The sequence below is a fragment of the Sphingomonas sp. Leaf357 genome (genome assembly GCF_001423845.1).
Classification (GTDB): Bacteria; Pseudomonadota; Alphaproteobacteria; order Sphingomonadales; family Sphingomonadaceae; genus Sphingomonas.
On record NZ_LMPM01000002.1, the window covers coordinates 419219 to 432418 of the forward strand.

The following is a 13200-nucleotide window of genomic DNA, read 5'->3' on the forward strand; positions in this document are numbered from 1 at the left end:
CGCGCGGTGAAGCGGCGCGCCTTGCCCCGATATCGGGCTAGCATCGGTAATCCGGCGTCAGAATTTCGCGCCGAGTTCCACGCCGTAGAAGCGCGGCTCGCCCGAAATGTAGGTCGGCACGCCAAAGCCGCCGCCGGTATTGCCGGCATCGATCAGATAGCGCCTGTCGAGCACGTTGCGCGCAAAGCCGCCGATCGAATAGCGGCCCCGCGCCAGTTCGACACCGGCGCGGATATTGGCGAGCACATAGCCCCGTTGGCTGATCGCCTCGCTGTTGGGCAGTTCGAAGAACACCTTGCTCTGATAGGTCGCCGAGGGCGTGGCATAAAAACTGGCTGCGTCGTTGAACGGCAGACGCAGCGTCGCGCCGCCCGACGCGGTATAGGCCGGCTGCAGGCGGAAACGTGCGCCGGCGAAGGTCGGCGCAAAGGTCGAGTTCCGGTCGATCTTGCCGTCGATATAGGCGAACGTGCCGAAGAGTTGCAGCGCGCGGCCCAGGCGCAAATTGCCCTCGGCCTCGACGCCGATATTCTTCGCCGAGCCCGCGCTCTGCGTCGTGGTGACGCCGTTATTGGTGACAGACACCTGGAAGCCGTTGTAATTCTGATAGAAGATTCCGATCGATCCGCTGAACGGGCCGACCTTGCCCTTCACGCCGCCTTCGTAGTTCCACACCACTTCGTCCGGAACGATCTGCAGGTTCGGCACCACCACGCCGCCGACCGTCGTCGCGGCCAGTTGCACCACCGGCGAACGGCGGCCCTTGCTGACCGTTGCGTAGACGTTGACGTCCTCCGTGACCCGGTACAGCGCGTTGACGCGCGGCAGGAACGCCGAAAAGCTCTTTTCCGCTTCGAACTTGCGGCCGTTGGTGTTGGCGGTGCCAAGCAGGCTGGTGTTCACGCCGATGGCCGCCAGCAGGACCGAATTGGGCTGGGTCGAGCTGTAGCCAGACTGCCGATCCTCGATCAGCGCGCGTGCGCCGACGGTGATCTCCAGCTTTGGCGTGGGAATCCACGTTGCGTCGGCAAATAGCGAATAGGTGTCGTTATTGCCGAAATTGGTGAATACCGAGGCATATGGCACTTGCGTCAGCCGTCCGCCGCTCAGCACACCGCTGGCGCGCGTCGCGGCCGGGATCGTACCGTTCGGCGCGACGCAGGCGGTGCCGGTCGGGATGCCGTTGGCGTTCAACAGGTTGCGGAACGGCAGATAGGCACCAGCCACCGAACAGGCGATATAGGTGCCCTCCTCGGTCGAGAACGGAACGCGCTGATAGCCGTTCTCGAAAAAGGCGTTGAAGCCGAACGAGGCGCGATAATGATCGCCCTTGAAGTTGAAGCGGCTCTCATGGCTCCATTGGTCGCCCTTCGCATCCTCGGCGAATTCGAGATACCAAGCCGGTCCGCCATCGGCATCGAACACCTCGTTGCTGTCGAAGCGGCGATAGCCGTTGACGCTGGTGAAGGTGATGCCCGGCGCGACATCGACCGAGACGGTCAGGTTCGCGTCATAGACGTTGCGCGTCAGGCCGAGCTTGGCGTTGCCGAGGATCGCGGCACTGTACGGCGAGCCGGAGAGTTCGGCATAGCCGTAATCGCCGGTCTGCCCGCCGGTTGGGGCGAAGGCGCGGCTCTTGAAGGCGGTGCCGGGGTTGCGCTGACCGTCATAGGTGAGGACGAGATCGGCGCGCAGGCTGCTGTTCGGCGTCCAGCGCAGCGATCCGCGAATGCCGCGTTGATCCTGGCCGTTCAGATCGTCCTGATCGATCTTGCCCTGGTTCTGGTTCGGCACGCTAGGGTCGCCGGCGATGTTGCGGACATAGCCGTCACGATATTTGTAGGCGAAGGCGAGACGGCCGGCGAGGGTATCGTTGCCGGCATTGATGAAGCCCGACACCTGCGTGCGATTGTAATTGCCGTAGGTCGCGTTGATCCCGCCCGAGACGCCGGGACGAGGCGCGGCGGAGATGATGCTGACTGCGCCGATCGCGGCGGCGGTACCGAACAGGGTAGCCTGCGGGCCCTTCACCACTTCGATCCGCTCCAGGTCGAACAGATCCTGATACGCTCCGCGCGACCGCGAAATATCGATGCCGTTATAGTAGAGCGTCACGCGCGCGCCTTGCTGCGCCGATCCGCTATCCGAGGTGATGCCGCGAATGACGATCCCGGGATTGTTCGCGCTCTGCTCCTGGATGCGCAGGCCGGGCACGAACAGCGCCATCTCCGACAGCGAGTTGACGCCGATATCGGCCATGTGCTGGCCGGTAAGCGCGGTGACGGTGATCGGCACGTCCTGGATGCGCTGCTCGCTTTTCTGGGCGGTGACGACGATGTCCTCGCTGCTGGCCTCGATTGCCGGAACGGGCTGATCGGCGACCTGGGCGAGCGCGCCGGTGGACGTGCAGGCGAGCAACGCGGCGATGCCGCCACCGGCGAAATTCTTGTTCATGATTGGAGACCCCTTTGATGTGGGGCAGCGCCTATAAGCGCAGCATTGCGGCTTCGCGTCAGAACGATGCGACTTTCATGACAATGCTGTCAGGAATGCGTTCAGGGCCGCTGGGTTCATGATATTTGCGTATTATCCATATAATACACTTGAACGCCAAGCGGTTCGCGCCCAAAATCGCGCACAAGCGTTCTGGAGATCGACATGGCGACCGCACCCGATACTATGACTGCCGAACCGACGCTGGTGCTGACCCCGCCCGATCCCGTGCCCGTCGTCGCGCCCGAAAAGGCGATCGGGCTGGTGCCGGTGGACGATGCCAAGCGCAGCGAGTTGCAGAAGCGCGTCGAGACGTTCGTCGACGATCTGGTCGCGCAGGACGTAAATTCGCCGGAATTCGGCAAGCGCGTCGATGCGATCAGCGCGATGGGGCAGAAGGAGATCCGCGATGCGGCGGGGCAATCGAACCGCTTCCTGGATCGGCCGACCCGGGCGATGGACCAGGATAGCGGCGTGGGCAAGGACCTGGCCGAACTGCGCCGCACGGTCGAGGATCTCGATCCCGGCCGGCGTGGCAACCTCACCGCGCCCAAGAAGCTGTTCGGGCTGATCCCGTTCGGCAGCAACATGCGCAACTATTTCGACAGCTACAAATCGTCGCAAACGCACATCTCCTCGATCCTCAAGTCGCTGTCGGGCGGCAAGGACGAACTGTTGATGGACAATGCCGCGATCGACGTGGAGCGGGCGAACCTGTGGACCGCGATGGGGCGGCTGGAACAGATGATCGTGCTGTCCAAGGAGATGGATTCCAAACTGGAGGACAAGGCCAACGACCTCGACCATAGCGATCCGGCCAAGGCCAAGGCGATCCGCGAGAGCGCATTGTTCTACGTCCGCCAGCGCACGCAGGATCTGCTGACCCAGATGGCCGTGACCGTGCAGGGATATCTCGCGCTCGACCTGGTCAAGAAGAACAATGTGGAGTTGGTGAAGGGCGTCGATCGCGCCTCTACCACGACCGTGTCCGCATTGCGCACCGCGGTCACCGTGGCGCAGGCACTGACCAACCAGAAGCTGGTGCTGGAGCAGATCACCGCTTTGAACACCACGACTGCGGGGATCATCGATTCGACCGGCAAGCTGCTGAAAAGCCATACCGCGACGATCCATGAGCAAGCCGCCAGCGCGACGATCCCGATCGAGGTGCTGCAGCGCGCGTTCCAGAACATCTACGACACGATGGACGCGATCGACACGTTCAAGCTGAAGGCGCTCGACAGCATGAAGACGACCGTCAATACGCTGGGCAACGAGGTGGAGAAATCGAAGGGCTATATCGCGCGGGCCGAGGGCGCGGCGCAGAATGGCGGTTCCGGCGGCGAGCCGTTCAAGCTGGAGGCGCTCTGACCGTGACGGATGTCGATCGCCAGATCGCGCGGAGCAGCGAGTATCTCGATCGCACGCGCGAACGCTCCGCCTCGCTCAATGCCCGGCGGCGCAAGCGGCAGGGCACCGAGATCATGACCCGGCTCGGCCGGATCGCGGCGGCGGATTTCGTCATCATCATGGCGGCGATCGTGGTCGGGTGGGTCGTGCCGTTAGGCATCGGTGGCGCGATGCTGGTGATGGCCGCTTTGATCGCGGCGACCTTGCTGTTGGCGATCTTCCCGCTGACGCCGGACGTGAAGCCCGAAACTCTGGTTCAGGTGCCGCTGAAGCAATTGCCGCTCAAGACCGAGCAATGGCTGGAAACGCAGCGTCCGGCCCTCCCCGCCCCCGCTCAGACGCTGGTGGATGGCATCGGCGTGCGCCTGGAAGGCCTGGCCCCGCAATTGCAAACGCTGGACGAACGCGAACCCGCCGCGGCAGAAGTGCGCAAGCTGGTCGGCGAGCAACTCCCGGAATTGTTGAAAGGCTATGCCCGCGTGCCCACCGCGTTGCGCGGGGTGGAGCGCAACGGCCAGACGCCGAACCAGCAACTCGCGGACGGCCTGAAGGTGATCGACGACCAGATCGCCGGCATGTCGGCGCAACTGGCCGAGGGCGACCTGAACCTGCTGGCCACGCGCGGGCGGTTTCTCGAGATCAAATATCGCGACGATGGGGTGGGCGGATCGGGCTGAACATCCGTTTCCAACGTATCTCGCGCGGGTTCCGGCGGGAATGGAGGTGATTGGCCTCGGAAGAATATTGCTGAAGTCATAGGCTGCTGCTCCATAACAGGAGAGAAGATATGGCTAAAGTTGCAGCATTCCGGTCGAAGCTTTCCGGCACCGGCGTTCATCACAACGACAACAGGTGCACAGTCGGCAATAATATCGAAACCTACAACAGGGTTACGGGCACCGGCGGACTACCACTTTGCAAGACCTGCAAGGATCTTTGACCTGATGGCCGCAGGAGAACGACGCGTTTCCTGCGGCATTACTTGGACAGCGCCTTTGCCCGGTCGCTCAAGCGTTCCACTGCCGCTGCGTGGATCCCGGGTGCGGTCGCCAGTACGCCAAAGGCTTGCGCGCTCGGGGTGTTGAAGGCGAGCGGCTGGCCCAGCGCATCTGTAACGGTCGCACCGGATTCCGATGCGATCAACACGGCGGCGGCGATGTCCCATTCGTGGCCCCAGCGGAGCGTGGCGACAAGATCGGCGCGGTCGGAGGCGACCATCGCGATGCGGAGCGCAATCGAATTGGGTTTTTCGACCAGCACCAAATCACTGTCGACTTTGGGCAACCCATCGGTCGGGACGCGGGCACCGGGAAACAGCGTGCGGTCGCCGGCATGGATCGGCGCTCCGTTCAGCGTCGCGCCCCGCCCTGCGACGGCGCGCCACACCTCGCCCCGCGCCGGAGCGTCGAGCACACCGATCGCCGGCAGGCCGTCTTTGACCAGAGCGATCGAGATCGCCCAGCCAGGGCGGCCGCGGATATAATCTCGCGTGCCGTCGATCGGATCGACCACCCACACCTTCGAACAGGCCAGCCGATCGCGATTGTCCGCCGTTTCCTCGGACAGCCACCCCGCCTCGGGCAGCAGCGCTTCGAGTCTCCGACGGAGCAGCGTATTGACGTCGAGATCGACCTGGCACACCGGATTGCCGGGGGACTTTTCCCAGCGCGCGAAATCGGTGCGCCAGGTCTTCAGCGCGAGTGCTCCGGCCTCAGCTGCAATGGCCGCGATCCGGTCGGCCAGAGAAAGATCGGCGTCAGGCACCCGCGACCATCATCCCGTCGATGCGCAGGGTCGGGACATTGCTGCCGTACCGGAATTCGAGATCGTTGGCCGGCGTGAGGTTCAGGAACATATCGCGCGCATTGCCGGCGATGGTGAATTCGGCGACCGGCGTGGTGATCTCGCCATCCTGGATCCGGAAACCCGCCGCGCCGCGGCTGTAATCCCCGGTCACGCCGTTCGCACCGCCGCCCAGCATCTCGGTGATGTAGATGCCGTCGGCGATATCGGCGATCAGCGTCTCGGGCGGCACCGAGCCGGCGGCCATGAACAGGTTGCTGGTCGCGACACCCGGATTGCCGCCGACGCCGCGCGCGGCGTGGCCGGTCGGCTCCAGGCCGAGCTGGCGGGCCGAGGCACTGTCGAGCAGCCAGGTTTCGAGCATGCCGTCGGTGACGAATTCGGTCGGCGACACTGGCAGGCCTTCGCCGTCGAACGGACGCGAGCGCAGGCCGTGCGGGCGGTGCGGATCGTCGGCGATCGTCACGCCCGACGCGAAGATGCGCTGGCCAAGGGCGTCGAGCAGGAAGCTGGTCTTGCGCGTGATCGCCGCGCCCGAGATCGCGCCGATCAGATGCCCGAGCATAGATGCGCCGTTGCGCGGATCGAACACGATCGGCATCGCGCCGCTCTTCACGGTGCCGGGATCGGCGCGGGCGACAGTGCGTGTCCCCGCGCGGCGGCCGATCTCGGCGGGGGATTCGAGCATCCGGCGGTGGCGCGCGCTGTGATAATCATAGTCGCGGACCATTGCCCCGCCCTCGCCCGCCAGCACGCTGGCCGACACCCCGTAGGACGTAGCCGCATAAGCGGCGGCGAACCCGTGGCTGGTGGCAAGCGCCCATATGCTGCGCGAGGCGGATGCGCCGCCGCCTTCGCTGTTCGTTACACCGGCCACGGCGCGGGCGGCATCTTCGGCCTCCAACGCAGCGGCCTTGAGGGCGGCGGGTTCGACATTGCCCCCATCGTCGAGATCGAGTTGCGGGACGTTGCCTTGCAACAGCCGGTCTGCGGGCGCGAGCCCGGCCCATTCGTCTTCCGGCGCCTCGCGCGCCATGGCGACGGCCCGTTCGACCAAAGCGTCGAGCGCGCCCATCGACAGATCCGAGGTGGAGACGCTGGCGGATTGCTTGCCGACGAACACGCGCAGGCCGAGTTCGGCGCTTTCCGAGCGGCCGACATCCTCCAACGCGCCGAGGCGGACGGAGACGTCGAGCGCGGTATCGGCAGCGAATACCGCGTCGGCGGCGTCGGCCCCGGCGGCGCGCGCGCGGGTGACGATGTCCGCGGCGCGGTCTTTGGCTTGGTCGGGGGTCAGCATGGGTGCGGACTTAGGGATTTTTGTGGAGAATGGAACCTTAGATCCTCCCCGGCACCGGGAGGATTTAAGGTTCACAATGTCGTCCCGACCACGAAGCAGGCGCAGAACATCAGGAAGCCGGCGAACCGGTTGCTGCGGAACAGGCGGAGCGAATTGTCGCCATTGGCGGGATCGAGCGTGAGCACCTGCCAAGCCAGATGCACCGCCAGCGGCACGAGCGCGACCAAAGCCAGCGGATCGGGCCGCATACTCCACACCGCCGCACACCAGAACACCAGAGCTATCGCGTAGAACGCTGCCACCCCGCCCCGCACATGCGCGCCCATCCGGAGGGCCGAGGAGCGCACGCCGATCAGCGCATCATCCTCACGGTCCTGTAAAGCGTAGATCGTGTCATAGCCTATCACCCAGGCGATCGACCCGGCGTAGAGCAGCAGGCCGGGCAACGTCAGCGCCCCGTCGATGTCGCTCCACCCGACCAGCGCCGCCCAGCTGAACACGAGGCCCAACCATGCCTGCGGCCACCAGGTGATGCGCTTCATGAAGGGATAGGCGGCGACGGGCGCGAGGCTGAGCAGGGCGACGATCGCGGCGTAGAGGTGCAGTTGCAGCAGCACCGCCAAACCGATCAGGCATAATACGACCAGCCACACCCACGCCGCCTTCACCGACACCGCGCCGCTCGCCAGTGGGCGGCTGCGCGTGCGGGCGACCTGCGCGTCGAGATCGCGATCGACGATGTCGTTGTAGACGCAGCCCGCGCCGCGCATCGCGATCGCGCCGAGCAACAGCCACAGGATCAGATCCCACCGCGCGATCGCTCCGCCGGCGAGCGCGACGCCCCAGGCCCCGGGCCAAAACAACAGCCACCAGCCGATCGGGCGATCGAATCGCGCAAGCAATGCGAAGGGCCGCGCGGGAGGAGGCAGCAGGCGGACCATTCCGCGATGTTCGGTATCCGGCGTCATCGGCATCATCCATGGCAGCGCCGACGCCGCTTTGCCAGAGGGCCCTGGCACGGCTACGGCGCTGCTGTGTCGCGCAATTTTCCTCTCCGGCCATGGTAGGCCTCTCGGTCGCGGTCGGGCGTTTTTTCGAGGCCTTGTTCTGGGCGATGATGCAGGCCGCCGGGCAGATCGGCGCGATCGTGCTGGCGGCACTGTTCGTTCTAGCGGTGGCGGTACGGCTGGTGCTGGGGCGCTGGCCTTGGCGGCGGCGGCGTTAGGCCTATCGTTTCGCCGTCGACATACTCTTGCGACAAATGCGACATAATCCCGCGCGCAATATCTCGAGGGAGCGGCGATGCGCGGAATTCTTGTTGCGACACTTCTGATGGCGGGATGTGCCGGGATCGCAGGCGCGCAGTCTGCGCCGCCGGAGGGGCGGCCGGACGGCCCTCCGCCGGGCTTCGGCCCGGGCGGGCCAGGCGGCGGGTTTCGCGGACGGGTGTTCATCAGTCCGATGGGCGAGCCGTTTCATCGCGGGCAGGGCCAGGATGCGCCGCAGGACCAGTGGTTCGCGCGTGCCGATGCCAATCATGACGGGGTGATCACGCGCGAGGAGATGGAGGCGGATGCGGCGCGCTTCTTCCAGGTGCTCGACCGGAAGCATGACGGCGAGATCGATCCCGACGATATCGAATATTACGAGACAGAACTGGCCCCGGAAATCCGCGTGCGCGGCTTCGGCGGCGGCGGCAAGCGCGGCGGCGGGCGACCATCACGCGGCGAAGGTGGCGGTGGTTCGGGCGGCGGCATGGGTCGCGGTGGTGGCATGGGCGGCGGCGGCATGGGCGGCGGCGGCATGGGCGGCGGAGGCATGGGCGGCGGTGGCGGTATGGGCGGTGGTCGCCGCGGCGGCGGCGGCGGCGGCGGGGATGACGCTCCCGGCAATGGCGGGGCGGTGCGCAACGTCGAGGGCAAGCAGGGCGCGGCGCGCTTCGGCTATCTCGATTTCCCCGAGCCCGTCACCTCGGCGGATCGCAATATGAATCGCGGGATCGATCCGGTCGAGTTCCGACTGGCGGCCGATGCCCGCTTCGCTCTGCTCGATACGGATGGCGATGGAAAGATCGAGAAACGGGAATTGCCACGGATCGACACCCGGGGTGGTCCCGGCGGCAGACGGGGCAAGCCGGATCGCGCGCGGCAGGAGGTTCCCGGGGAGGATTGAGCCCACCCCCCTTTCCTGTCTGTCCTGAGCTTGTCGAAGGACTGCCTTTCTTTTCGACGGTGGAGAAGGAAGGGCTGTGCTTCGACAGGCTCAGCACGGACGGGTGTGGCGCAGGTTTAATCTCCAGCCAAAAGACCCTAGAGCGACCCCTATGCCCGCTACCCCCGCCTGGCCGCCGCAATCCACGCCGCGTCTGTTCGTCGAGGACGAACTCGCGCCCGGCCCGCTGCGCATCGACGGCCCGCAGGCACATTACCTCGTCTCGGTGATGCGAATGAAGACGGGCGATCCGGTCAAACTGTTCGACGATGCGACCGGCGAATGGCTCGGCGTCGCCAATACGGTCGGGCGGCGCGACGTGATGCTCGACGTGACCGAGCGGCTGCGCGAGCGTGAGGCGGTACCCGATCTGTGGCTATGCGCCGCGCCGCTCAAGAAGGGGCGGATCGACTGGATGGTCGAAAAAGCGTGCGAACTGGGGGTCGCGCGGATCGTGCCGGTGATCACGCGCCGTGCGGTGGTCGACAAGCCAAAGACCGAGCGGCTGCGCGCGCACATGATCGAGGCGGCCGAGCAATGCGGGCGCACCGCAATCCCCGAACTGGCCGAGACGGTGAAATTGGCGGCGTTGCTGCGCGACTGGCCCGAGGGACGGACGCTGTTCTTCGCCGACGAAGCGGGCGGCGTACCGGCGTTTGCCGCGATGCGGGCGGGCGGCGATGCGGCGGCGATCCTGATCGGGCCGGAAGGCGGCTTCGACGACGAGGAGCGGGCGGCGATCAGGGCGGTACCGGGCGCGGTCGGAATATCTCTGGGGCCACGCATCCTGCGCGCGGATACGGCGGCGGCGGCGGCGGTAAGCGTGTGGATGGCGGCGCACGGCGATTGGTGAGCGGCCACTAGCGCCCCACCCTGCCCGCCGCTACACGGCGGCGATGACGACCAGCACTCCGCCCAAGAAGATTTCGCCGACCATCGAGTCGCGCGATCAGTTGATCGCCAGCTTCGCCCGGGGCGAAAAGCCGGCGGCGGAGTGGCGCATCGGGACCGAGCACGAAAAGTTCGTCTACGCGCTCTCCGATCACCACGCGCCGAGCTATGACGAGCCGGGCGGCATCCGCGACCTGCTGACCGCGCTGGAAGCCTATGGCTGGACGCCGGTGATCGAGGGCGGGAACGTCATCGCCTTGTCGGGTGCCGACGGATCGGTCAGCTTGGAGCCGGCGGGGCAGTTCGAACTGTCGGGCGCGCCGCTCGAAAACCTGCACCAGACCTGCGCCGAAACCGGCCGGCATCTGGAGCAGATTAAGGCGATCGGCGAGAAGTTCGGGATTGGGTTCCTTGGCCTCGGCATGTGGCCGGACAAGACGCGTGCGGAGCTGCCGCGCATGCCCAAGGGGCGGTACGGCATCATGCTGCGCCACATGCCGCGCGTCGGCACGATGGGTCTCGACATGATGCTGCGCACCTGCACGATCCAGGTGAACCTCGATTACGAAACCGAAGCGGACATGGCGAAGAAGTTCCGCGTCGGCCTGGCGTTGCAGCCGCTGGCGACCGCCTTCTTCGCCAATTCGCCTTTCACCGAAGGGCGGCCGAACGGCATGCTCAGCTATCGCAGCCATATCTGGTCTGACACCGATCCGGCACGCACCGGCATGCTGCCGTTCGTGTTCGAGCAGGGCTTCGGGTACGAGCGCTATGCCGATTACGCCCTCGATTTGCCGATGTACTTCGTCTACCGCGATGGCAAATATATCGACGCGGCGGGGCTGAGCTTCCGCGACTTCCTGAACGGCGACCTCTCCGTCCTGCCGGGCGAGAAGCCGACGCTGGACGACTGGACGGATCATCTGTCGACCGCCTTTCCCGAGGTGCGGCTGAAGACCTTCCTCGAAATGCGCGGCGCCGACGGGGGTCCCTGGAGCAGGATCTGCGCGCTTCCGGCCTTCTGGGTCGGGCTGCTGTACGATGGAGCGGCGCTGGATGCAGCGTGGGATGTCGTGAAGGACTGGACGATCGAGGAGCGCCAAGCGTTGCGCGATGCCGTGCCGAAGCTGGGGCTCGACGCGCCGATCGCCGGCGGCGGCAAGCTGCGCGACATTGCGGGCGAGGTGCTGGACATCGCTAATGCCGGGCTAACGGCGCGGGCGCGGCTGGACGCCGGCGGCAGCAACGAGACCGGCTTCCTCGATCCGCTGCGCGAGGTGGTGCGGAGCGGCAAGGTGCCGGCGCAGGTACTGCTGGACAAGTATCACGGCGTATGGGGCGGTGACGTCTCAAAGGTTTATGACGAACTGACGTTTTGATCGCCTTAAGCCCCCCCCTTCAGGGGAGTGGCTAAGTCCGTTTCAGGCGTTCCGCCCCATAACCCACCCGAAAAACCGCGGCACGAGCCCGTTGCGCGCCATCCACGCGCTATATTCGCGGTACGCCGGGTCCAGCCCGAGATGCATCTCCTCGGTCCGCGCGCGCCAGTAATAGATGCCGGCGACCAGCCCCATAAGAATCGTCGCGCGCGCGGCGTCGGTGAGGGAGCCGGTGGTCAGGAAGGGGATAGTCGAGGTGAGCCAGAACAGATTCTTCGAGAGATAGGCGGGATGCTTCGAGAAAGCGTACGGCCCGTGCGTCAGGATGCCGCGATTGGTGAGGTTCGAGAAGCGGAAGCCGAACGCCATCGTCGCCCAGGCATAGATCGCGGTCAGCCCCACCAGCACCACGCCGAAGATCGACAGGATCACCGGATGCCCGGCAAACCAGTACGACCATTCCGACGTGCCGGGATGATAATCGAACGGCCCGCCCGGCCCCATCAGGATGAACGGCGGGTAGCAGATCAACGCCGCCATCCAGCCCGCCGCATACGGCGTGGCGGTGCGGATGTGCGAATCGAGCGGTTTGAGCGCGAGGATATACCCGGCGGTCGCGAAGGCGACGTCGATCATGAACATGAAGGTGATCAGCCAATTGGCGAGCGCGACCGGATCGCTCAGCACCCGGCTGGTGTCGCCGCGGATGAATTCGCCGAAGCCGGGCGGCACGATCGCCAGCATGAACGCGGTGAAGAATGCCTTCACCCCCCAACTGCGCAGATGATTGTGGATCGCGTGCCTGTCGGTCGGTTCGTCGAGGCCCATCAGCCACGCGCCGAACGCCCAGCATCCGTCCTTGGGCGCGATCGCGCGGCGGTCCAGCCACAGGATATAGGGGATCGATCCGACGAACAGCACGGGCGCGACGGTTTCGAAGCACCACATCGAGAATTGGAAGTTCCCCTCCCAATAGAAGCGGCCGGTGGCGTAGATGAGCGCGATCGCCGCCCAGGTCGCCCACAGGCCGGCGAGCTTGGTGAGACTGATATCGATCGTCTCGCGCCACGGTCTGGCGTGATCCCAGTCGAAGCCGGTCGAAGGATTGCGGTGGACCTTGTCGATCAACACCGACCACAGCATCATCGGTACGCCGCACGCCGCAACGTTGAGCAAGGCCGCATAAGGCCCGTCCATCTGGAAATAGCGCGCGATCGCGACCCAGATCAGCAGTCCCGCCAGACCGGCCACCCCGCAACCGGTGCTGACCGCGGAGACGGGACGCGGATCGACGGAGCGGGCGGCACGCGCAAGGGCGGTATCGTGAAACATGCCCGCCGCTCTAGCGCGACAATGGTAAGCAAGCCGTGAAGGATGATCGGTGCCTCGCCGCTACAGGACCGCGGGAAGGGTTAGCCGCCAATTTACGAGTGCAGAAAACGCAATCGCGAAGGACCATTACGCACTTGCACCAAATCATGCTGCGCTGCACAAAGGGGGTGCCTTTCAGGCATCCTCTCCTAAAACTTTCATGGGCTGGCCTTTTAAAGGGCTGGCCCCTTTTTTTTGCCTGCGATTTCGGTTAGGCCTCGGGCTCTGTCGTCACGCCGAACAATAAAACAATGTTCGTGGAGTGGAGCCAGCCGGTGAGACCGGCACCGGCGCGATTGCAGTGTGGGGGATCGAGCTTGCCCTGGGCGCTCTCCCCCACGT

Annotated in this window: 12 protein-coding genes; 7 read left to right on the plus strand and 5 right to left on the minus strand. The window is 65.5% G+C overall.

The features are described 5' to 3' along the window. Positions 1-57: 57 nt before the first annotated feature. Entirely contained in the window at positions 58-2454 is a 2397-nt protein-coding gene (locus tag ASG11_RS15020; RefSeq protein WP_055781871.1) for a TonB-dependent receptor, read from the minus strand. 204 nt (positions 2455-2658) lie between these two features. On the opposite strand from ASG11_RS15020, the gene ASG11_RS15025 reads away from it, so the two are divergent. The 3 genes from ASG11_RS15025 to ASG11_RS19315 all read left to right on the plus strand — a co-directional run bounded on the left by ASG11_RS15025 (position 2659) and on the right by ASG11_RS19315 (position 4843). Next, a complete protein-coding gene (locus ASG11_RS15025; RefSeq protein WP_055781873.1) occupies positions 2659-3864 on the plus strand; it encodes a toxic anion resistance protein in 1206 nt (401 codons plus the stop codon). A gap of 2 nt (positions 3865-3866) precedes the next feature. Further along, a complete protein-coding gene (locus ASG11_RS15030; RefSeq protein WP_055781876.1) occupies positions 3867-4580 on the plus strand; it encodes a hypothetical protein in 714 nt (237 codons plus the stop codon). A 110-nt stretch (positions 4581-4690) separates the two neighbouring features. After that, positions 4691-4843: a hypothetical protein gene (locus ASG11_RS19315; protein WP_236697538.1), complete on the plus strand. Its 153-nt coding sequence runs from the start codon at positions 4691-4693 to the stop codon at positions 4841-4843. Between the two features lie 38 nt (positions 4844-4881). Here ASG11_RS19315 and ASG11_RS15035 read toward each other — a convergent pair whose 3' ends face one another. The 3 genes from ASG11_RS15035 to ubiA all read right to left on the minus strand — a co-directional run bounded on the left by ASG11_RS15035 (position 4882) and on the right by ubiA (position 7974). Beyond that, a complete protein-coding gene (locus ASG11_RS15035; RefSeq protein WP_055781879.1) occupies positions 4882-5667 on the minus strand; it encodes a 3'(2'),5'-bisphosphate nucleotidase CysQ in 786 nt (261 codons plus the stop codon). Further along, positions 5660-7006: a TldD/PmbA family protein gene (locus ASG11_RS15040; RefSeq protein ID WP_055781882.1), complete on the minus strand. Its 1347-nt coding sequence runs from the start codon at positions 7004-7006 to the stop codon at positions 5660-5662. The genes ASG11_RS15035 and ASG11_RS15040 overlap by 8 nt, the downstream gene beginning before the upstream one ends. Before the next feature lie 71 nt (positions 7007-7077). Next, on the minus strand, positions 7078-7974 hold the full coding sequence (gene ubiA, locus ASG11_RS15045) for a 4-hydroxybenzoate octaprenyltransferase (RefSeq protein WP_443024488.1): 897 nt from the start codon (positions 7972-7974) through the stop codon (positions 7078-7080). Positions 7975-8066: 92 nt separating this feature from the next. Here ubiA and ASG11_RS19035 point away from each other — a divergent pair, with 92 nt between their 5' ends. From ASG11_RS19035 to ASG11_RS15060, 4 genes are all read left to right on the plus strand, one after another. Beyond that, the gene (locus tag ASG11_RS19035; RefSeq protein WP_168371749.1) at positions 8067-8231 is read left to right on the plus strand and encodes a hypothetical protein; all 165 of its coding nucleotides are present in this window, start codon (positions 8067-8069) and stop codon (positions 8229-8231) included. A gap of 77 nt (positions 8232-8308) precedes the next feature. Further along, the gene (locus ASG11_RS18465; RefSeq protein WP_082472867.1) at positions 8309-9178 is read left to right on the plus strand and encodes a hypothetical protein; all 870 of its coding nucleotides are present in this window, start codon (positions 8309-8311) and stop codon (positions 9176-9178) included. A gap of 151 nt (positions 9179-9329) precedes the next feature. Continuing rightward, positions 9330-10070, plus strand: coding sequence for a 16S rRNA (uracil(1498)-N(3))-methyltransferase (locus ASG11_RS15055; RefSeq protein WP_055781890.1), 741 nt, complete (start codon positions 9330-9332; stop codon positions 10068-10070). Positions 10071-10113: 43 nt separating this feature from the next. Further along, the gene (locus ASG11_RS15060) at positions 10114-11487 is read left to right on the plus strand and encodes a glutamate--cysteine ligase (RefSeq protein WP_055781893.1); all 1374 of its coding nucleotides are present in this window, start codon (positions 10114-10116) and stop codon (positions 11485-11487) included. A 42-nt stretch (positions 11488-11529) separates the two neighbouring features. Here ASG11_RS15060 and ASG11_RS15065 read toward each other — a convergent pair whose 3' ends face one another. After that, positions 11530-12819, minus strand: coding sequence for a methyltransferase family protein (locus ASG11_RS15065; RefSeq protein ID WP_055781896.1), 1290 nt, complete (start codon positions 12817-12819; stop codon positions 11530-11532). Between the last annotated feature and the right edge of the window lie 381 nt (positions 12820-13200).